The organism is Ruania suaedae (assembly GCF_021049265.1).
Lineage (GTDB): Bacteria > Actinomycetota > Actinomycetes > Actinomycetales > Beutenbergiaceae > Ruania > Ruania suaedae.
In genome coordinates, this window is record NZ_CP088018.1 from 344,683 (window position 1) to 366,581 (window position 21,899).

The 21,899-nt window shown below is 71.2% G+C and carries 13 protein-coding genes; 7 read left to right on the forward strand and 6 right to left on the reverse strand.

The window, feature by feature from the left end; all coding sequences use genetic code 11:
* The first annotated feature begins 1 nt into the window (after position 1).
* The 4 genes from LQF12_RS01505 to LQF12_RS01520 all read left to right on the forward strand — a co-directional run bounded on the left by LQF12_RS01505 (position 2) and on the right by LQF12_RS01520 (position 7,929).
* Positions 2–544, forward strand: coding sequence for a DUF421 domain-containing protein (locus tag LQF12_RS01505; protein ID WP_231054246.1), 543 nt, complete (start codon positions 2–4; stop codon positions 542–544).
* A 168-nt stretch (positions 545–712) separates the two neighbouring features.
* Complete coding sequence (locus LQF12_RS01510; protein ID WP_231054247.1) at positions 713–6,280, forward strand: GH92 family glycosyl hydrolase; 5,568 nt, start codon at positions 713–715, stop codon at positions 6,278–6,280.
* Positions 6,281–6,341: 61 nt separating this feature from the next.
* Entirely contained in the window at positions 6,342–7,163 is an 822-nt protein-coding gene (locus tag LQF12_RS01515; protein WP_231054248.1) for a hypothetical protein, read from the forward strand.
* A gap of 97 nt (positions 7,164–7,260) precedes the next feature.
* The gene (locus tag LQF12_RS01520; protein ID WP_231054249.1) at positions 7,261–7,929 is read left to right on the forward strand and encodes a hypothetical protein; all 669 of its coding nucleotides are present in this window, start codon (positions 7,261–7,263) and stop codon (positions 7,927–7,929) included.
* On the opposite strand, the gene LQF12_RS01525 is transcribed toward LQF12_RS01520, so the two are convergent.
* On the reverse strand, positions 7,916–9,274 hold the full coding sequence (locus tag LQF12_RS01525; protein ID WP_231054250.1) for a cryptochrome/photolyase family protein: 1,359 nt from the start codon (positions 9,272–9,274) through the stop codon (positions 7,916–7,918). The two genes, LQF12_RS01520 and LQF12_RS01525, sit on opposite strands and share 14 nt — an antisense overlap.
* Positions 9,275–9,370: 96 nt before the next feature.
* Here LQF12_RS01525 and LQF12_RS01530 point away from each other — a divergent pair, with 96 nt between their 5' ends.
* Together LQF12_RS01530 and LQF12_RS01535 are read left to right on the forward strand one after the other, a co-directional pair.
* A complete protein-coding gene (locus tag LQF12_RS01530) occupies positions 9,371–10,174 on the forward strand; it encodes a hypothetical protein (RefSeq protein ID WP_231054251.1) in 804 nt (267 codons plus the stop codon).
* A gap of 42 nt (positions 10,175–10,216) precedes the next feature.
* Positions 10,217–10,675 carry a nitroreductase family deazaflavin-dependent oxidoreductase gene (locus LQF12_RS01535; protein WP_231054252.1) on the forward strand — a complete coding sequence of 153 codons (459 nt, stop codon included), beginning with the start codon at positions 10,217–10,219 and terminating at the stop codon, positions 10,673–10,675.
* 15 nt (positions 10,676–10,690) lie between these two features.
* On the opposite strand, the gene LQF12_RS01540 is transcribed toward LQF12_RS01535, so the two are convergent.
* From LQF12_RS01540 to LQF12_RS01560, 5 genes are all read right to left on the reverse strand, one after another.
* Positions 10,691–12,376, reverse strand: a complete 1,686-nt coding sequence (locus tag LQF12_RS01540) for a dihydroxyacetone kinase family protein (protein ID WP_231054253.1) — start codon at positions 12,374–12,376, stop codon at positions 10,691–10,693.
* 200 nt (positions 12,377–12,576) lie between these two features.
* Complete coding sequence (locus LQF12_RS01545; RefSeq protein ID WP_231054254.1) at positions 12,577–13,026, reverse strand: hypothetical protein; 450 nt, start codon at positions 13,024–13,026, stop codon at positions 12,577–12,579.
* A gap of 61 nt (positions 13,027–13,087) precedes the next feature.
* Positions 13,088–15,511: a glycoside hydrolase family 65 protein gene (locus LQF12_RS01550; protein WP_231054255.1), complete on the reverse strand. Its 2,424-nt coding sequence runs from the start codon at positions 15,509–15,511 to the stop codon at positions 13,088–13,090.
* Positions 15,508–16,317 (reverse strand): HAD family hydrolase, encoded by an 810-nt coding sequence (locus LQF12_RS01555; protein ID WP_231054256.1) that lies wholly within the window; start codon positions 16,315–16,317, stop codon positions 15,508–15,510. Before LQF12_RS01555 ends, LQF12_RS01550 begins: the two co-directional genes overlap by 4 nt.
* A gap of 216 nt (positions 16,318–16,533) precedes the next feature.
* A complete protein-coding gene (locus LQF12_RS01560; RefSeq protein WP_231054257.1) occupies positions 16,534–18,177 on the reverse strand; it encodes a BCCT family transporter in 1,644 nt (547 codons plus the stop codon).
* 231 nt (positions 18,178–18,408) lie between these two features.
* Between LQF12_RS01560 and LQF12_RS01565 the strand changes: the two genes are divergently transcribed.
* A complete protein-coding gene (locus tag LQF12_RS01565; protein ID WP_231054258.1) occupies positions 18,409–21,888 on the forward strand; it encodes an early set domain-containing protein in 3,480 nt (1,159 codons plus the stop codon).
* Positions 21,889–21,899 lie beyond the last annotated feature (11 nt).

Consider the following 21,899-nt stretch of genomic DNA (forward strand, 5'->3'; position numbering starts at 1 on the left):
CGTGGGCGAGCTGTTGCTGATCACACCGACGGAGGCGCTCGCGGTGGTGGCCGGCACGGTCGGCATGTACCTCGCGATGGTGCTGCTGGTGAAGATCCTCGGCCAGCGCATGCTCGCCACGATGTCCAGCTACGACCTCGCCGCCGTGGTGGCCTTCGGCGCGATCATCGGCCGCGCCAGCCTGGGGGAGGTGCCGCGGCTCGCAGCCGGGATCCTCGCGCTCACCACCCTGATCCTGCTGCAGGCCGTCGCCGGCCGGCTGCGGGTGACGCGTGCGGGCAACCACGCCGTGGCCGTGCCCCCGGTGGTGCTGATGGCGGGCTCGAGCGTCATCGAGGAGAACATGAAGCGTTGCCACGTGGTCCAGCACGAGCTCGCCTCGCGGCTGCGCCAGGCGGGCATCCGTCACCGCGGCGAGGTGGCGGCCGTCATCTTCGAGCCCTCCGGTGCGATCAGTGTGCTGCGCCGCGGGGACGGTATCGAGGCCCAGCTGCTCGAGGGCGTGCGCGGGGCGGAGCTGGTGCCGCGCGAACTGCTCCGCTGATCTGCTCGTCCACGGTCCTTCGGCTCCTGTCGGCCCGGCGTTCGCCCACCGATCACAGGCCGTTCACCTCTCGCTGGTCGGATGTGCAACGTCCCGTTCCGGTCCTCGGGGCCGACGTATGCCAGAAGAACGGCAGTGGCGTCGGCCGGTTGGAGAGCTCGTTCACCCATGTCCTCAGTTCCTGTCCGTCCGCCGCGTCGTCGCGCGCGGCTGCTCGCCTCCGCGCTCGCGGCCACTCTCCTCGCCGGCCTCGGCTCGGCTGCTGTCACAGCGCCGGCGTCCGCCGACACCCGCACGCCGTTCGAGGCGGTCGACCCGTTCATCGGCACCGAGCTCGATCTGAGCGAGAACAAGAGCAACGACGCCTACGGCAACACCTTCCCCAGCGGCGCGCTGCCGTTCGGGATGGTCCAGCCCAGCCCGACGACGTACAACACCGATCCTGACGCCCACCACCTGGTGCGGGAGAAGGGTGGCTACGAGTACACCGCGGACCAGATCCGCGGCTTCGGGATGACCCGCTACTCCGGGACCGGCTGCCACGAACGCTTCGGCGGGTACGAGTTCCCGACGACGCCCTACACCGGCGCCCTGGACGAGGACGTGCTGCCGGTGAGCCCGGCGGTGGATCACCGCAGCTACTTCCTGGACTTCAGCCACGACGCCGAGGTCGCCGAGCCCGGTTACTACGCGGTCGAGACCGACAACGGCGTGCTGACCGAGCTGACCTCCACCACCCGCACCGCGGTCAGCCGGTTCGCCTTCCCGGAGGGCGCCGACAGCGCCACCCTGGTGCTGGACGCCGCGGGTGCGAACAACCGCATCCACGATGTGGTGCTGGACATCGATCCGGAGACCCGGACCGTCAGCGGATGGACCTACGGGGCCGACGTCTGTGACGACGGCACCCACTACCGCGCTCACTTCTCGACCACCTACGACCAGCCGTTCGAGTCGTGGGGGACCTGGGAGGGCGCCACGATGACCGCCGACGGTGTATCCGCCGAACGCCTCAGCGGCGACGAGGGCATCGACTTCCGGCACCAGGTCGGCGGATGGCTGACCTTCGCCGACGGCGCCGAGGTGACCGCGCGCACCGGCTTCAGCTATGTCAGCATCGAGGGCGCCGAGCAGAACCGGCAGAGCGAGACCGCCGATCTGAGCTTCGACCAGACCCGGACCCAGGCGCAATCCGCCTGGGAGGACGCGCTTGGCGTCATCGACGCCGCGGGCGGCACCGCCGACCAGCGGACCCAGTTGTACACCGCGCTCTACCACTCGCTCCTGCACCCCAACGTGCACCAGGACGTCACCGGCGAGTACCGCGGCAAGGACGGCGAGATCCACACCGTCGAGGACGGCCGCGACCACTACAAGATTTTCGCCGGGGGTGGCTGGGACATGGTGCGCAGCCACGCTCAGCTGCTCGCGATGCTCTACCCCGAGGTGGCCGAGGACCTCACCCGGACCATCGTCGACCAGGTCCGACAGCGCGGGTCCTGGGAGGCGTTCCGCGGTGTGGACAGCTACCAGAACCTCATCGCCACGCTGGACGCCTTCGGTGCCACCGATTACGACCGCCAGTGGGTGCTCGACTCCATCGCCTCCACCCAGGGCCTGCCCTCGGGCGACTCCGGACGCTTCCAGGCGTTCCAGTACTTCGCCACCGGGATGATCGAGAACGGCAAGGGCGGGGACGCCACCTCCCGCGTTCTCGATCACGCCGTCACCGACTTCTCCGTGGCCCAGCTGGCGGCCCGGCTGGGTGAGGACGAGGTCCACGACACCTTCATGGCGCGCGCGCAGAACTGGCGGATGGTCTTCGACCCCGAGACGCAGGAGATCCGCCCGCGCTCGCGCAACAGCTTCGACCGCGGCTTCAACCTGGCCGAGCGCGGCAACCAGTTCCACCAGTCCACCGGCCACCAGTGGAACTGGCACGTGCAGCACAACCTCGGATCGCTGATCGAGATGCGTGGCGGAGCACAGGCCTCCGAGGCGGTGCTCGACCGTCTGATGGCCGACCTCGACGCCGGCGCCTACGACCAGACCGGCAACTACCTGTCCAACCAGCCCGCCCTGAGCACGCCGTGGGTCTACCACTGGCTCGGCAAGCCGCACGAGACCACCGACGTGCTGTACCGGGCCATGGATCAGATGTACGGCACCGACCCCGCCGGCCTGCCGGGCAACGACGACCAGGGTTCGCTCAGCTCCTGGGTCGTCTTCTCCCACCTGGGTCTCTACCCGGCCATCTACGGCACCGCGAACCTGCTCGTCACCGCCCCGATGTTCGACGCCATCACGATCTCTAGCGCCGGCTCCGAGCGCGTCTACGAGATCGAGGCACCGGGCGTCTCCGACGGTGCTCGCTACACCACCGGGCTGAGCGTGAACGGGGCCCCGCAGTCCGCCTCCTGGATCGGGGAGGATTTCGCCCGCGACGGCGGAGACCTCACCTTCGAGATGTCCGCCACCCCGGGCGACTGGGGCGCCGGCGAGGCCGACGTGCCGCCCTCGTACACGGAGGGGACGAACGCCCGCAACAACGTCGGCACCGTGCCGCACGGCGCCGCGCTGATGGGGTCGATGGACCTGAGCAACTGGGCGTTCTCCCGGGCGGGTCTGGAGAGTTCCGGTGCCGCTCCGGGAGCCGAGCTGGAGCACCCGGTGCACGAGAGCCTGGTCTTCACCTGGCCCGACGCCGAACCCGGTGAGCCCGACAATTGGATCCCGCACGGTCAGCGGATCGAGGTGGAGCCTCAGCAGGCGGCCACCATCTCCTTCCTGGGCCTGGCCACCAACGGCCCCTCACAGGGTGAGGCGACCGTGGAGTACACCGACGGCTCCACCCAGCAGGTGCCGGTCCACATGACCGACTGGGCGCAGAGCCCGGGCGGCGGTAACTCCACCGTCTTCGAGGTGGGTAACCGGGTCAGCAGCAACGGCGGCATCGGGGGAGGGACCTTCCGGGTCTTCGCCACCCGGCCGGCTGCGCTGGACCCGGACAGGACCGTCGAGGCGGTCACCCTCCCGGGCGCCGACCACGGCGGACTGATGCACCTGTTCGACGTGGCGCTCTCCCCGGAGGGCTGGACGGACCCCGATGCCCCCCTCGGGGACCCCGAGCGCATCGTCCTCAACCCCAGCGAGGATCCGTCCAGCTCGCAGTACGTGACGTGGCGCTCGCGCAGCCAGGGCCCCCTCGCGGGGTCGGTCGAGGTGCGCCCGGCCGCCGGTGGCGAGACCGTGACCGTGGCCGCGGAGCAGAAGCCCGAGCGCTCCGTGGGCGGCTACCCCTCCCGCAGCCACAGCGCGCTGCTGACGGACCTGACGCCGCAGACGGCCTACGAGTACCGGGTGGCCTCCGGGGACCGCTGGAGCGAGTGGCTGAGCTTCACCACCGCTGCCGACGCGTTCGAGCCCTACACCTTCCTCTACTTCGGTGACGCGCAGAACGGGATCCCGACGATCTTCCCGCGTGCCATCGACGCGGCCGTGGCCGATCACCCGGACGCTGAGCTCGGACTGTACGCGGGCGACCTGATCGACCACGCACCGAACGACCAGCAGTGGACCGACTGGTTCGATGCCACCGAGCCGCTGCGCACCGACCGGCAGGTGCTGACCACGCTCGGCAACCACGAGATCGGCGGCCAGCCGTTCATCGAGGCGTTCACCGACAGCTTCGAGTACGCCGCGAACGGGCCGGTGCCCTCGGACGCACGCGAGTACGCCGCCACCCACGGCGAGCACCTCGCGCAGGTGCTGCAGGACACGGCGTACGTGACCGACTACCAGGGTGTGCGGTACATCTCCGTCAACGCCAACCACGACGACATCTGCCCCATCTCCCGGCCGCCGGGCCAGCCCGACGACTGTGAGGTCAACCGCCAGGCGTGGTTCACGGCGCAGGCGCACTGGCTCGAGCGGGTGCTGCAGGAGAACCCGCACGACTGGTCGGTGGTGCTGGCTCACCAGCCGATCTTCTCGGTGGGGGTCTCCGGCGGCGGACTGCGGGATGAGGTCATGTACCGCGAGCACATCGTGCCCGTGCTCGAGCGCAACGACGTGGACCTGGTCCTGCAGGGCCACGACCACACCTACGGCCGGGGTGTGCACAACTCCTCGACCACCGACATCGACGGCGTCAGCGCCGGTCCGGTCTACGTGGTCTCCAACGCCGGGGAGAAGATGTACGACCTTCCCTCGGACGAGGACAACCGCTGGACGCAGAACCACGCCGACCTGCAGGTGCGGGTGCAGGACGTGGCGACGTATCAGTCGATCCGGGTCGAGGAGGACACCCTGACCTACGAGTCGGTCGCGACCTGGGTGGCGCCCCGCGGTGCGGGCGGCCCGGTGGCCGAGGGTGACGTGGTGGACTCCTTCACGGTGACCCGCTACGACGACGGCACCAAGTGGGTGACCGATGACGGCGTGCAGGTCCCGGGTGAGGACGAGCCGGCGCAGAACCTGCCGCTGCCCACGCCCGAGGCCTTCGACGACGACACCTACGGGGAGGTCGCCTGGGAGGACGACTTCTCCGAGGATCTGCTCGAGGAGTACACCGTCCACGGTGCCGGGTCGGAGCCGGCGGCGCAGGTGTCGGTCGACACCGACGCCGGCCTGCTGACGACGTCGGCCGACGGCCGGGCGTGGACGCAGCTCGCGCTTCCGGCGGAGGTGGGCGAGCAGTTCGCCCTCGTCGTCGAGCCCGAGTCGTTCCTCGACTCCGATGTGGAGGAGGACAGCCTGTTCCTGGGGCTGACGGCCGGTCCGGACGAGCGGGTGCACTCCTGGTACAACCACAGCCGCGGGGAGCACGGTATCGACGTGCGACTCGACGGTGGCAACGATGGCCTCGCCGCCGGCCCGGGCCGTCCCTACCCGCTCGGGTGGGAGCCCGGCGACCGGTTCGCCGTCCGGGTCGACCACGGCGAGCTGACCGTCTGGCTCGAGCAGGGCGAGGAGTGGGAGCTGGTCCGGCGCGGGCTGCTCGATCTCACGATCGACGCCGAGGCCTATGCCGACTGGGCGCCGTCGGTGGCCATGCGCCAGGACGGGGGCGAGCTGAGCCTCGATCGGATCACCCTGTTGCGGCCCGCCGACGAGACGGACCCGACGGACCCCACGGACCCGACGGATCCGACGGACCCGACTGATCCGACCGATCCCACGGACCCGACTGATCCCACGGACCCGACGGATCCGACCGATCCCACGGACCCGACCGATCCGACGGACCCGAATGATCCCACGGACCCGACGGATCCGACGGACCCGACCGACCCGGGCGAGCAGCCGGGCGGCGACCCCTCCGAGTCCGATCTGGTCGACTCGCTACGCGGCGCCATCGAGGTGCCGGCCACGATCGTCCGCGGTGACGACGTCACCGTCGGCCTTGGGCAGGACGTCACCGGTGAGGTGAGCGGTTACCTCTTCTCCCACGCGGTCTCGCTCGGCACACAGCCGGTCGCGGATGCCTCGGTCACCTTCGCGGTCCCGGCCGACGTCGCGCTGGGGGAGCACCGCCTAGCGGTGTACGGCGCCGACGGTGAGCTCATCGGGTGGGCCCCGACCACGGTGATCGACGCCGTCGAGGACGAGCCGGGCCTCGACCTCCCGGCCACGGGCGCGAGCCTGGGCCTGGCGGCCGTGGCGCTGCTGTTGCTCGCCCTCGGGGTGCTGCTGGCCCTGCGCCGCCGGACGATGGCGGGAGGCCTCGGACACTGAGGCCGGCTGCCGTGCGCGCACGATGCGCGCACGGCAGCCGATCTGTCCTAGGCTCTCCGATATGCACGGACGGTGGAGGGGCGCTGCGGCCGCAGCCACGGTTCTCGGCTCGGCACTCGCCCTCGGTGGATGCTCGGTGATCGGCGTCGAGCAGCAGGAGCCGCTGGTGTGCGAGGGCGAGTCGCCACCGAGCACCTCGCCCGGTGAGTCCTCCCCCTTGCTGACGCTCGCCGAGGGCGAGAGCCCGTGGGACCTGGTCACCGTCGTCTACGCCGACGGCGTCGTGGTCCACGCCGACGGCGGTTCCACCCTCGCCCCGCCTCGGGGCCCGGGCGTCGAGACCCCGGCCGAGACCGACGGCGCGCAGACCCCGTGGCGCAGTGGCTACGTCTTGCCCTGCGTGGTGACCGAGCTGCGCGAGCGTGCCGAGCAGGCACTGTTCGGCAACCCCGACTTCGGCCGGATCAGTCGCCCCGACCTGGAGACGACCTACCTGCGCTATGACGACGGCGTCTCGACGGCGGCCGCCGAGGCGCACGGGCACGGCACGGGCTACTCCGACGGCCTGACCTGGTCGCAGCGGCGCGCCCGCGACGACCTGCGCGGGCTCACCGACCTGCTGCGCGTGAACCTGGTGGTGACCGGGGAGGAGGTGCCCGTCGAGGCCGTCCAGCTGGACGGTGAGATCCCCGACGGTGCCACTCTTGCGTCCACCTGGCCCGGACCGCCGGCGGCCGAGGTACTCGGCGAGGAGGGCTGCGGGGTCCTGGCCGAGGAGGTCACCGACGAGGCGGTGCAGTACGGACTCGAGCGGGGCCTGGGCAGTGCCGGCGAGGACCTCCGCCTCCGCGCGCTCCCGCCGGCGGTCTCCGGCTGCGGGTAGCACGGGCACGGGTAGCGCTGCCCATCGTCACCGCGCGACGGTCGGCCTAGGTTCGTCCCGAGAGCCGGGGAGGTCCCGGCACCGAGGGAGAAGACCGTTGAAGGCCGTCACCACGATCCGGGTTCGTCAGGCTGCCGCTGCGGCCGCGATGGGCATGCTGCTGACGCTGACCGCGTGCAGCCAGTCCGATGTTGAGGGCGATGCCCCGGCAGCGACCGGGACCGAGGACGTGCAGGAGGAGAGCCCGGCGGCCGAGGAGGTGGCAGAGCCTGCTGAGGAAGAGACCACCGAGGAGGAGGCCCCTGAGGAGGAACCGGCCGCCGCGGGTGATGTCGTCGTGCCGGCCGAGGACTTCGACCCGTGCGGTGCCGTCACCGCCGAACAGGTCGGCGAGGCGGCCGGTTTCGCCGTCGGCGAGGGATCGGCCGAGGAGTTGATGGGCTCCCAGACCTGCACCTTCGCCTCCAGCGAGGGCCTGGCGGCGAGCGTGCTGCTGCAGTGGATCCCGGTGGAGGGCGATCTGGACGCCACCGTCGAGTCCGCCACCAGCGCCTACGAGAACGTCAGCGAGCCCGAGGACGTGACGGTTCCCGGTACCGCCCGGTCGGTGGCCGTCACCGGCGAGACGATGAGCATGCCGGCCGCCGTCGTGATCTCTCAGGTCGAGGGCGGCTTCTTCCAGGTGATGGTGATCGGTGAGGACGGGGACGTGGCCCAGGCCGCTGCCCTGACCGAGGTCACGATCGCCTCGCTCAGGACTGCTTGATCACCTGGTAGGCGTCGAGGGCCGCGCGCCGGCTCTCCTTCACGTCCACCACCGGCTCCGGGTAGTCGTCGGTGCCTGCCTCCGGTACCCACCGCCGGATGTAGGCGCCGTCGGGGTCGAACTTCTTCTCCTGGGTGATCGGGTTGAAGATCCGGAAATAGGGGGCGGCGTCGGCGCCCGAGCCGGCCACCCACTGCCAGTTGCCCGGGTTGTTGGCCTCGTCGGCGTCCACCAGGGTGTCCCAGAACCACCGTTCCCCCACCCGCCAGTCCACGAGCAGGTTCTTGATCAGGAATGAGGCGGTGACCATCCGCACCCGGTTGTGCATGGATCCGGTCTCCCAGAGCTCGCGCATACCCGCGTCCACCATCGGGACGCCGGTGCGGCCGTAGCGCCACTGGTCCAGGACCTCCTCGGGCGGGTCGCCCCAGGGGAACTCGTCGAACTGGCGGCGGATGTTCACCTCCGCCAGATCCTCGGCGTGGAAGGCCACGTGATGGTGGAACTCCCGCCAGCCGACCTCGCTGAGGAACTTGCCCTGGTTCCTGCGGGCATCCTCGGGCAGGTCCCGGTGGAGCCGGTCCCAGATCTGGAACGGGCTGATCTCCCCGAACGCCAGGGACGGGGACAGCAGCGAGGTCACCTGGGCCGCGGGCTCGTCGCGGCGGTGGTACTCGGCCAGGGCCTCGGTGGCGAAGTCCTCGAGCCGGCGCGCGGCGTCCAGCTCCCCCGGTTCCCACGTCTCGCGCAGACCGCCGGCCCAGTCCGGCTTCGTGGGCAGCAGCTCCCAGTCCGCCAGGCGGTCGGAGTCCGGGAGCGAGGAGGGGGCCGGGATCTTCCTCGTCTCCGGCAGCGGACCGCGGGGCTCGGGCCCGGCCAGGAATGCCTTCCAGAACGGCGTGAACACCTGGTACGGGTCGCCCTGACCGGTCCGGAGGGTCCACGGCTCGCTCAGCAGGTTCGCGGCGAAGCTCTCCACCTCCACGCCGTCCTCGCGCAGCCTCTCCTTCAGCTCGGCATCGGCGTGGCGCCCGTGGCTGTAGCGGCGGTTCCACACCACCCGCCCGGCTCCGGTCGCGGCGACGACGTCACGCACCTGCTCCGGGCCGTGCCCGCGCCGCAGCACCAGCGCGCCACCTCGGTCACCGACGCGACCGGCGAGCTGGTCCAGGCTGTGGTGGAGCCACCACCGCGCGGCACCGCCCAGTGGGCGTACCCCGGGCGTGTCCTCCTCCAGCACATACAGGAGGATGACCGGCGCGTCATCGTCGACGGCACTGCGCAGCGCGGGGTTGTCGGTCAGCCGTAGGTCACGGCGCAGCCAGACGAGAGTGGGTGCGGTCATCACCTCAGTCTGCACCGGCGCGCGGGGAGTTGTCTCCACTGACGTCCGGCCCTCGGCGCCCTACGGTGGGGGCAACACAGCCGCCAGGAGGCACCGTTGCGACGCCATGCACCTCTCGCCCTCGCCGTGCTGGTGGCTGTGCTCACGTCGTCCGGGTGCACCGACGGCGGCAGCGGTGGGCCGGTCACGGTCGAGCCCTGTGACCGGGGGACCCCACCACCGACGGAGCCAGGAGAGCGTGACCCCCTGCTGACGATCGCCGTCGGGCAGGGACCCTACGATCTCACCCGGGTGGTGTACGAGGACGGGTGGGTGCTCTCGCTCGCCGATGCCGCTCCCGAGGCACTGGCCGCGATGCAGCTGCCACGCTCTGTGCCCTCCCCCTATGACGACGGTCCGATGGCGTGGCAGATCGGCTACCTGGGGGAGTGCGCCCTGACCCAACTGACCGACCTCGCCGAGCGTGCGGTGAGTGAGGACGTCACTGTCGGCTCCCCGATGATCACCGATCAACCGACGACGTACCTCACCCGATACGGCGAGCCGGAGCCGGTGACGGTGGCGGCGTACGCGCTCGACCGGGGGCAGGACGTCGGCGGGCTCGACCCGGGCCAGCAGGCAGCGCGGGAAGAACTGCGCGCGGTCGAGCGGCTCGCCGGTACTGCGATCGACAGCGGCGAGGTGCTGGCGGTCACCTCCGTGCGGATCTGGGGGCGCGTGGGCGCGGATTTGCCCGCTGACTGGCCGGGGCCGCCACTGGCGGACATCGTCGGTGACGGAGCGTGCGGTGAGCTGACCGGTGAGCAGGCACGCGCCGTGTACGAGTACCTGAGTGCTGAACCGGACGGGTGGGGAGGCCTCTACGGTGCTGTCGTGCCGCCGGGCCTCCCGGCGTGCTGACCGCCCGGGAATGCGGTGGTCCCGCCTGAGGTTGTGCGGGCCATGAGACTTCACGGCGAGTACGAACCCAGTCCCAGCGCGTGGGTACGCGACCAGGTCGAGACCTACGAGGCGAGCGGCGGGCAGGAGGCGAACACGCTGATGGGCCGCCCCGAGTGGCCGATCGTGGTCCTCACCTCGACGGGCGCGCAGTCGGGCAAGCTGCGCAAGAACCCGGTGATGCGGGTGGAGTCCGGCGGTGCCTACGCCGCCGTCGCGTCCAAGGGCGGGGCCCCGGAACACCCGGTCTGGTACTACAACTTCCTCGCCCACCCGGTGGTCCAGCTCCAGGACGGGCCCGAGCCGTCGCTGTACCGGGCACGGCTGGTCGAGGGCGCCGAGCGGGAGGAGTGGTGGCAGCGCTCGGTGCAGGTGTACGCCCCCTACGCCGAGTACCAGGAGAAGACCGACCGGCTCATCCCGGTCTTCGTACTGGAGCCGGTGGAGCAGCAGGACTCCTGAGTCGCGTCGACCCGGTCAGCCGGCTGCGGTGCGCACCACCAGCGCGAGCGAGATCGCCCCGGGGTCCGGGTGCCCGACGCTGCGTTCGGCCAGCGGTCTGGCGCGCCCGATCCGGGGGGTGAGGTCCGCCGTCGCGTCCGCCTCGGTGGTGGCGATCTCGGCCGCGGCCGGCCAGGCCTGCGCGAGGTCACGCGAGTCCTGCTCCAGCGCCTCGGTGAACGGGATGAGCGCGTCGAGCATCGTCTTGTCGCCGCGCTCGGCCTTGCCGTAGGACAGGATGTGGTCCAGTCCGGCGCGCACGGCCGCCCGCACTTGCGCCCCGGTGACGGCGGAGGAGTCCTCGAGCGCACCGGCCGCGGCCCGTAGGCCCGCCCCCCACAGCGCACCGGAGGTGCCGCCCGCACGGTCGCCCCAGGCGTCCCCGGCGGCCGCCAGGGCCGAGGCGACCCCGGCGCCGGCGTTGACGGCCTCCCCCAGGGCGGCCAGCGCCGCGTCGGCTCCGCTGGTCATCCCGCGGCCGTGGTCGCCGTCACCGGCGATCGAGTCGAGCTTGCCCAGCTCGGCCTCGTGCTCGTGCAGTGCCTGGGTGATCCGCTGTCCGATCGCGACCAGCTCCCGGGCGCTCGCCTGCGACTGCGGCGAGGCGGGGCCGTAGGTGGTGGCGACGGCCTCCTCGATCTCGGCCGGGTCGCGGCGGGTGGTGGCGATGGCGCTGCCACGCCGGAAGGCCGGGGTCTGTGCGGGGGCGAGCCAGAGGTCCTCCAGTTCGGCGTCCAGCCAGAACAGGGTGAGGGAAACGCCCGCCATGTCCAGGCTGGTGATGAGCTCGCCGACCTCGGGCGCCACGATCTCCACGCCGGCCTGCTCCAGCAGCGGGGCGATGTCGTTCCAGAGGACGAACATCTCCTCGTACTTGATGCCGCCGAGACCATTCACGAGCACGGCCGCGCGGCTCGCGCCCTCGGGGCGCTCGTCGAGCAGCTTCTCGACCAGCATCCGCGCCAGGTCTGCCGAGGGCAGCACGTCCTGCTCGCCGATGCCCGGCTCGCCATGCACCCCCATGCCCACCGCCATGCGTCCCTTCGGCACGGTGAACAGCGGCTCCGCATCGCCCGGCAGTGTGCACCCGGCGAACGCGACCGCGAAGGAGTAGGTGGCGTCATTGGCCCGCTGGGCCACGTCCACCACGCCGTCGAGGTCGTACCCGGCCTCGGCGGCGGCGCCGGCGATCTTGAACACCACGAGGTCACCGGTGGTACCGCGGCGCTTGTGTCGCTCCTCGGGGGAGGCGGAGGTGACGTCGTCGGCCACCACGACGGTGCGCGTCGGGATACCTTCGGCGTTCAGTCGCTCCTGAGCGAGGTCGAAGTTGAGCACGTCCCCGGCGTAGTTGCCGTACGAGAGGAAGACCCCGCCGCCACGCTGGGCGGACTTGGCCACGGCGTGCACCTGCTGGGCGGAGGGGGAGGCGAAGATGTTCCCGACCACGGCGCCGTCGGCCATCCCCGGTCCCACCCACCCGGCGAAGGCCGGGTAGTGGCCGGAACCGCCGCCGATCACCACGGCCACCTTGCCCTCGGGTGTGTCGGTCGCGCGCACGCACCCGCCGGAGACCGGCTGGACGGCGTCGGCGTGCAGCCGACAGAAGCCGGCGAGCATGTCGTGGGCGAACTGGGTCGGATCGTTGAACACCGTTGTCATCGCAGACTCCTCGAGGTCACGCCGGCTTCGATCGTGGCCGCGTCGGGGTGGCGACGACGCCACGGCTCGGTCGTTCGTGTGAACGCTCTCAATCCTGCCGCGTCCAGGCCCTGATCCGCCAGGTGGTACTCATGCTGAGACAACGGGGGAGGGCGGGCCGGAGAATCGCGACGCCTGCCCCGGCGCGGGCTCCGCCGTCGTCAGATCACGGCGGTGAGCGCGGTCATCAGCAGCGACAGCAGCGTGGTGGCCGCGGCCGAGAGGCCCAGGGCCAGTCCGGCGGCGGCCGCCAGCCGGGGCGCAGCGGCGCGGCGGATACCGATCGCTCCCGCGATCGTCGCTGTCACGGCGAGCAGCCCCAGGACGACGTTCAACGGGCCGTACACCAGGCTCAGCATGCTGGAGACGCTCAGATCCAGCGACACCGCCAGGGTCGGGAGGAAGTAACTCATGCCCTGCTGCACCAGCCCGAGCACCACGATCGCGATGCCTGCGGCGAGCGCGATCCGCCCCGGCGGGTTCGTGGATGCCTGAGGGTGTGGCGAGTACCCGTACGCGCCCGGCCCCGCGGCTCGGGCGGGCGCTCCCGGAGCGGAGTAGCTCCCGCCGTCCGGCGCGTCATAGGGCTGGGGCGAGGGTGGCGTCGACATGGCCATAGTCTGCTCGCCCCGGCGCACCCGGTCGAGGGGCGCGCCGGGGCAGAGGTCCCCGTCAGACCTGCGGCACCCGCCGCGTCGGCTCACGCCCGGCCGGGTGGGTCACCGGGAGCACCCCCGTGGGAGCGGGGATCGAGTGACGGACCGGCTCGGTGCCGACGAGGTCGACCGGTTCCCCGTGGTGGCTGGTATGCATCGACTCGCCCTCGACCAGCCGGTAGGCGGCACTCTCCTCACCGTCCTCGCGGCGTACGTCCACCTCCACCACGCACCCGTCCCAGCGCACGCGGAAGCGCAGCCTCGTCAGTGCCTCGGGCAGGCGCGGAGCGAAGGAGATCTGCCCGCCGTGGTCGCGCATCCCCCCGAAGCCCGAGACGGCGACCTGCCAGGAGCCGCCCATGGAGGCGATGTGCAGGCCGTCGTCGACGTTGCCGTGCAGGTCGCCCAGGTCCACCAGGGCCACCTCGGCCCAGTAGTCGTAGGCGAGCTCCAGGTGACCGGTCTCGGCGGCCAGCACGGCCTGCGTGGCGGCCGAGAGTGAGGAGTCGCGCACCGTTCGCGCCTCGTAGTAGGCGAAGTTACGCGCCTTTTCCTGCGCACTGAACAGATCGCCGCGCAGCTGCATCGCCAGCACCAGGTCCGCCTGCTTGATGACCTGCTTGCGGTAGATCTGGAAGTAGGGGTAGTTCAGCAGCAGCGGGTAGAAGTCGGGTGAGGTGCCCTCGAAGTCCCACTCGTCCCGGCGGGTGAACCCCTCGGACTGGGCGTGCACCTGTAGTTCGTCGTCGTAGGGGATGGCCATCGCGGTGGCGGCCCGGCGCCAGCCGGCGATCTCGTCGGCAGTGACCTGCAGGGCGTTGGCGCTCTCGGGATTGCGCTCGCACGCGGCTGCGGCTGCGGCGAGGTTGGCCTGCGCCATGACGTTCGTGTAGAGGTTGTCGTCCACGATGGCGGTGTACTCGTCGGGCCCGGTGACACCGTCGATGTGGAAGCTACCGTCGGTGTTGAAGTGCCCGAGCGAGGCCCACAGCCGGGCAGTCTCGGTCAGCAGCTCAGTACCCGGTCCACGGTCGAACTCGGTGTCGCCGGTGGCGGCCACGTACCGGGCGGTGGCGTCGGCCACGGCCGAGTTGACGTGGAAGGCGGCGGTCCCGGCCGGCCAGTAGCCCGAGCACTCCTTGCCGGTGATCGTCCGCCAGGGGAAGGCCGCTCCGCGCAGGCCGAGCTCGGTGGCGCGCTCTCGCGCCTGGGGCAGGGTGTCGCGCCGCCAGACCAGATGGTCACGTGCGGCCTGAGGCATCGTGTAGGTGAGCATCGGCAGCGCGAACAGGTCGGCGTCCCAGAACGTGTGTCCGTCGTAGCCGATCCCGCTCAGGCCCTTGGCGCCCAGGCCCTGGCCCTCGGCACGGGCCGAGCACTGCAGCACGTGGAACATGGAGACGCGCACGGCCTGCTGAAGCCCGGGATCGCCGTCGAACTCGACGTCGGAATGCTGCCAGAAATCGTCCAGGTAGGCCCGCTGCTTGGCGGCCAGCTCGTCCCAGCCGATCAGCTTGCCGACGGCCAGTGCGGCTTCGACCTGGTCCCGCAATGCCGGCCCCGAGCGGCGGTGGGACCAGCCGTAGGCGAGATACTTGACCATCGTCAGCTTCGAGCCTTTGGGTAGCTGTGCGGTCACGGTGTAGCGGGCGAGGTCCTTATCGGCCTCGATCGTGGTCTGAGCGCCTTGGGGGACCTCGAGGACGTGATCCATCCCGACCGCCATGCGCAGCTTGCTGCGACGGGTGCGATGGACGAGTACGGCTTGATGATCGCGTGCACCGGAGGCCTCGGCCTTGAGCGGCCGGTCCAGCACGGCCGCGTCGCGCGGGTCCGAGGAGGGCGCGGCGTTCTGCTCGTTGGCGAGCAGGTCCGAGTAGAGCGCCACGTAGACGTTGTCGTCCAGCGCCTCGACCTCATAGTGGATCGCGGCGAGCGAACGGTGCGCGAAGGAGACCAGGCGCCGGGAGGTGACGCGTACCGACTGTCCGTTCGGGGAGGTCCACTCGGTGGAGCGGTCCAGGGTCCCGCTGCGCAGGTCGAGGGTGCGCTCATGGGAACGGGTGGTGCCGTAGCGCAGATCGAACGGGGAGTCGCCGACGAACAACCGGATGAGCTTGCCGTCGGTGACGTTGACGACCGTCTCACCGGACTCGGGGAAGCCGTAGCCGGACTCGGCGTGGGGAAGCGGGCGCTCCTCGTAGAAGCCGTTGATGTAGGTGCCGGGGACGGCGCGTGGCTCGCCTTCCTCGAGGCTGCCGCGCATCCCGAAATGGCCGTTGGACAGGGTAAAGAGCGTTTCACTCGCCGCGACCTCGTCCGGCATCAAGCCACTGCGGGTCAGCCGCCAGGGGTGGATGGCGTAGCCGCGGCGCGACCCCGCGTAGGTGGTGGAGTCGCCGCTCTCGGCGGCGTCGTGCTGGCCGTGTCCGTTGGTCATCGGGTCTCCTCGACGGTCGACGCAGCGGGTGCGGTGGGCGGCTGCTCGAGTGAGGACCGGTCGGGCATCAGCTCGGCCAGGTCGGCCACGACGATGTCGGCCCCGGCCTCGGCGAGGGCGTCGGCATGCCCGAGGCGGTCCACTCCGATGACGTACCCGAACTCGCCGGCGCGGCCGGCCTGGACGCCGGCGATCGCATCCTCGATCACCACGGCGGCGCCGGGGGAGACGTCGAGCGCCTCGGCGCCGGCGAGGAAGGTGTCGGGGGCGGGCTTGCCGGGTAGCGAGCGCTCGGCCGCGACCACGCCGTCGATCCGGTGATCGAACAGGTCGATCAGTCCGGCAGCGGTCAGCACCGCCACGGCGTTGGCGGACGCGGTGACCACGGCAGCCGGGATCCCGGCGGCCCGGACGGCCTCGAGATAGGCCACCGAGCCGGGGAAGGTCTCCACGCCGCGCTCCTCGAGGATGCGGCGCACGTCGGCGTCCTTGCGGTTGCCGATCCCGCAGACGGTCCCGGCCTCGGGCGGGTCCTGCGGGGTGCCCTCCCCGGGGTGGATGTCGCGGGAGGCGAGGAAGGTGCGGACGCCGTCGTAGCGCCGGCGCCCGTCCACGTAGGCGGCGTAGTCGGCCTCGGTGAACTCGGGCAGCCCGCGCTCGGAGAGGATCGCGTCGAAGGTGGTCTTCCACGCGGCGAAGTGCAGGGTGGCGGTCCGGGTGAGGACGCCGTCGAGGTCGAACAGGCACGCGCGCACGTGTGCGGGCAGGCCCAGGTCGGCAAGGGTCTGGGGGGAGGGGGAGGCCATGTCCCCCGACGCTAGTCCGAACAGGTGGGGGGCTGTCGAGCCGGTGGGTGGAGTTTCGCGGATCGTTGCGCTCCCGCAACATGGCGACCACGGAACGCTGGCGGTGGTCCCGCCCGGCCCAGGGGCCGAAAAATTGACCCCTTCGGCGGGTTGACCCGGAGTTTCGGGCCCCCTCGTGCTGGGCCGGGCGCGGGAGCGTCCCTCAGCCGCGCCGGATCACTTCGGGCGCCGCCGCAGCGCGGGCCGTGCCGGCGCGCGAGCCGGTTCGGTGACCCGCTCCGCCTTGGCCGACTCCTGAACCCCCCGGAACAGCGCGAAGGCCATCACGAAGACCAGGATGAAGATGGGCAGGCCCACCACGGTGATGACTTCCTGCAGCGCCGTCAGCCCGGCCTCACCGGCGACGACGATGAGCGAGGCGGCCAGCATGCCCTCGGCCACACCCCAGAAGACCCGCTGGCGGACCGGGCCCGAGCCGGCGTCGCCGGTGCAGAGCATGTCCACCACCAGTGAGGCCGAGTCGGAGGAGGTGGCGAAGAAGATGGCCACGATCACCACGGCCAGGCCCTGGACCAGCGTTGCGGCGGGGAAGTTGGCGAAGAACTCGAACATCGCCCCGGGGATGTTCTCCTCGCCCACCACCAGTTGCGAGAGGTCGCCGCCGCTGCCGCCGATCCCGTCGATGTCCATCGCGGACCAGCCGAAGATCGAGAACCACACCACGGTGAACAGGGTCGGCGCCACCAGCACCCCAACCACGAACTGCCGGATCGTGCGGCCCTTGGAGATGCGGGCCAGGAAGATCCCCATGAACGGCGCCCAGGTCACGGTCCAGGCCCAGTAGAAGACCGTCCAGCTGGCCTGCCAGCCCCACCCCTCGGGGTCGGTGTACTGGGCCATCGCGTCGTTCCAGAAGGACAGCGGGATGATCGAGGTGGCGTAGATGCCGACGGACTCGATGATCTGCCGCAGCAGGAAGACGGTGGACCCGGTCACCAGCACGAACACCATCAGCCCGACTGCGGCTCCGATGTTGATGTTCGACAGGCGCTTGATGCCGTTGTCCAGGCCCGCCACGATCGAGGTGACGGCGACCGCGGTCAGGACCGCGATGATGATCACCTTCACCAGCACCGAGTCCGGGGCTCCGATCAGCTCGGCGAGCCCGGCATTGATCTGCTGGGTTCCCAGGCCCACCGAGACCGCGACCCCGAACAACGTGCCGAGGATGGCGAAGATGTCGATCGTCTTGCCGATCGGGCCGTAGATCCGGTCCCGCAGGATCGGGTAGAACACCGAGCTCACCCGCATCGGGAGCTTGTACCGGTAGACGAAGAACGCGAACGCCAGCCCCGGCAGCGTGAAGATCGTCCAGGTGTGCAGTCCGAAGTGGAAGATCGAGAAGCCCATCGCGTCCTCGGCGGCCTCGGGCGAGTAGGGCACCACGTCCGCCCGCGGCGGCTCGGTGAAGTGCGAGATCGGCTCGGCGACGCCCCAGAACATCAGGATGGTGCCGATGCCGCCGGCGAAGAGCATCGCGAACCAGGAGAGGTTGCGGTACTCGGGCTTGTCGTCGTCACTGCCGAGGCGCATCCTCCCGAATCGGCTGACGGCGAGCCCGACGAGGAAGATCAGCCAGACCGAGACACCGAGGATGAAGAACCAGCCGAGGTTGGTGACCACCCACTCACGCCCGGCGGTGAAGACCCGCCCGGTCTGGTCGGGAAAGGCCAGCAGCAGCGCGAGGAAGAGCACCATGAGCCCGGCCGAGACGAAGAAGATCGTCGGGTTGGTGCGAAGGCCGAGAGCGCGCGCCCAGCGGTCGAGCGTTCCTGAAGATTCGCGGGTCTCCTCGGTCATGGTGCGCCTTCCGTTCGGCCGTTCGCAGCGGCGACGGCTCAGGCGGTGGAGTCGCTGCGCCCACGCACCCCGAGCCGATCGATCGCACCACTGTGGTCCACATCACCCGTCGAGGCAAGCGGCCACCCCGGGCGCGGCACGGGTCGATGTTCAGTTGCGTTCAGTTTCGTGCGCATCGTCTGCCGCGGTGCGAGAGTCGTCCCACCCCGCCCGATCCGGCAAGGAGCTTCCATGACATCGACGTCCATGCGCCCACGGGCGCGTTCCATGGCTGCGGTCCTGGTCGCCGCCCTGATCGCCGCCGCCGCCGTGATCGGCGCGCCCGCTGCGCACGCCGCCGGGACGCCCGCGCTCACCAACCCCACCTTCGCCGAGGTCGGGGCCAACGGGGTCCCAGCGGGCTGGGGGACCTGGGCACCGGCGGGCGCCGCCACGGTCACCGTGGACCAGAGCGCCGGCCCCGAGGGTGGCCCTGCGGTCGCGATCGCCTCGGACTCCGGCCCCGACGCCCGCCTCGCCCTCACCCAGCGGGTCGACGTCGGCCCCTCGCATGCCCGCGAGCTCACCCTGACCGGATGGGTCCGGGGCGAGGGCCTCACCGGCGGCTTCAGCATGCTGCGGATCCAGGCCTACGACGCGGCCGGCAAGGTCGTCGTTCCCGTCAGATCCGGGCCCTACCTGACAGGGACCTTCGACTGGCGCACCTACTCCACCGACATCGTGCTGCCCGAGAACGCGGCCCGGATCTCGGTCGAACCTATCCTCGACCGGGCCGGCGGCACCATCTGGTTCGCCGACCTCTCGATCACCGAGACCGTCGACGAGGGCGCCACCCTCACCGCCTCGCCGAACGAGCGCGGCCCGGTCGAGCTCTCCTGGGCATTCGAGGAGGTCGAGGCCGACCGCTATGCGGTCCACCGCACCGAGGGGACCACCCCGCCGACGGCGTCCCCCGAGACCCGCCTCAAGGTCGCCCTGGCACCGACCACCGCCGACGCCACGGCCGAGCCCGCGACCACCTACACCTACCTCGTGACCGCGCTCGATGCCGAGGGCGAGGTGCTCGCGACCAGCCCGCCCGCCACCACCACCACGGCCGGCACCTTCGCCGACCGGACCGTGCTGAGCCTGGTCACCGCCCTGGCGGGCGAGGACGGCACCCACGTCAGCTGGGCGGTGGCCGACGGTGACCCCACCACTGATCTGACCATCCAGGTCGGCTCGTCCAGCCCGACGGCGGTCTCCGGCTACGAGGGCAGCGCCCAGGTGGCTGCCGCGAGCCCGGGCACCGAGGTGGCACTGCGCTCGGGCGACACCGAGCTGGCGCGCGCCGAGGTGGGCGCCTCCCAGCACCCCCGCTCGCTCGTGGATGCCGACGTCGCCACCCGTATCCAGGCCGATCTCGCGGCCGGGGAGCCGACCGTCACCGGCGCGTGGGAGGCCCTCGCCGCCCGCCTCGACGGCACCGGATCCGCCTACCCGGGCTCGGCCACCGAGCTCTACCGGGCCCGGGACGCGGCCTTCGCCTACGCCGTGACCGGCGAGGAGTCCTACGCGCAGACCGCTTACGACGCCGTCATGGCCGGCGCCGACTGGATCGTGGCCCGGGACCTCAACATGGGCCTCGAGCTCGGACGCGGGGCGCTGAACCTCGCCCCCGCCTACGACCTCGCCCACGCCGGCTGGACCGAGGACCAGCGCGCCGACGTACGCGACCTCATGACCCGCACCACCGACCTGCTCTCGACCTATCACCACGACACCCTCGACGGTGCCGACCGCGCCTCCAACTGGGTGGCCGTGACCCACGGCACCGAGCTCGCGCTGCTGCTCGCCGCCCGTGGCGACGGTGACTTCGGTACCCATGACGAGCGCATCACCTACCTCATCAACCAGGTGGCGCGGCACCTGCAGGACGGCTACACCGAGACGGGCTGGACGCAGGAGGGCTGGGACTACTTCCACTACGCCCAGCTCTACCTCTTCCCCTCGCTGTTCATGGCCCAGGACTCCGGCGTGCACGCCCTGGACCCGGTGCTGGCCGAGGTCGACTTCTGGAACCTCGCCCTGCACACGGTCTCCTCGCGCACCGACGGCGACGTCTCCCAGTTCGGCGTCTCCGGTCCCGCGAACCAGGTCAGCGGCACCTTCCCGCTGCTGTTCCCGACCGCCCCCGAGGGCGTGCTGCCGGGCCTGAAGCACCTGTACGACCACGTGCAAGGGGTGGACGCGGCCGAGCCGCGATTCGACGACGTGCACAGCATGTTCGCCGTCCTGTACTACCCCTCGGAGGTGAGCAGCGACCCGGCCGAGATGAGTGGCGAGGCCGCGCAGCAGGCCCAGCAGGCCCTGCTCGACGACGAGGCGGGCTTCTACGCCTTCCGCTCCGACGTGGCCGGCGTCGAGGACGCGCTCCTTTCGATCTCCAACCGCAACACCCAGCACAAGGGCTGGGCCGCGGCGGAGACCTTCGCCCTCTCCTGGATGGGGCACGACACCACCTGGGCAACCCAGGGCGGCAAGAACCAGGACCCGCTGCTGTGGAGCAAACCGCTCGTCGACGGCGAGCTGGAGCCCTTCGAGAACCAGTACAACACCGTGCGCGGGGAGGGCGTGAGCCTGGCCTCCCGGGCCTTCGAGGAGCAGGGCGGCGGGTACGTCCACCTCGACGGCTCGGCCAACTTCGAGGTCGCCACCGCCGAGCGCGAGCAGGTCGTCGATCTCGCCCCCGGTGAGGAGGCCGACGCGATCGTGGCCATCCGCGACACCTTCGCCGACACCACCTCCCACCGCTGGGACTGGCAGCTGCGCCCGGACGAGTCCGTCACCATCGCCACCTTCCCCGACGGCGCCGCGCACGAACCGCTGTTCACCTTCACCGGTGCTGACGGCGCGACGTTGTCCGGGTTCGTGCCCGACCGGGACGGCCTGACGGTCGAGGTCATCGACCGGACCCTGCGGCTGAGCCGGACGGGCACCGATGCCGAGTTCGGGATCGTGCTCGCCACCTCCGCCGACGGCCCGCTCGAGGCCGAGCTCCTCGACGGCGACCTCATCCTCGACGGGCGCACCGTCGACCTGGACGACCTCGGCTCGGTCGAAGCCGGATTCCCGACGGAGGCCGACGACGCGACGCAAGCCCCCGCCGTCGGGACGCTCAGCTCGGACAACGGCTGGGACACCGGCCTGCGCGACGGCGACTACACGATCACCATGACCCTGTGGTGGGGCAGCAACGCCAGCCGGGTGCACCTGTACGAGAACGGCACTCTCATCGCCTCCGAGCGGGTGCAGGCGGCCAGCCCGGGCGCCCAGGAGGTCGAGTTCGCGATCTCGGGCCGCACCGACGGTGAGTACGTCTACACCGCCGACCTGGTCAACAGCGCCGGCACCACCACGACCGCGCCGCTGACCGTCACCGTGACCGACGCCGCGCCCGGGGTCCCCGTGCTCAGCCACGACAACTGGGACGGCGACGGCTCCTTCACGCTCACCGGCAACCTGTGGTGGGGGACCAACGCCGACCGCTACCGGCTCTACCAGGGTGAGGAACTCCTCGCCGAGGGCGGTCTCGAGGCGGCCACCCCCGGTCACCAGCGGATGACCCACGAGGTCAACGCGCTCGAGCCGGGACGCCACGTCTACCGCGTGGAGTGGATCAATGACGCGGGGTCCACCTCCTCGCGGGAGCTGACCGTGCGCGTGCGCTGACGGGAACTGGC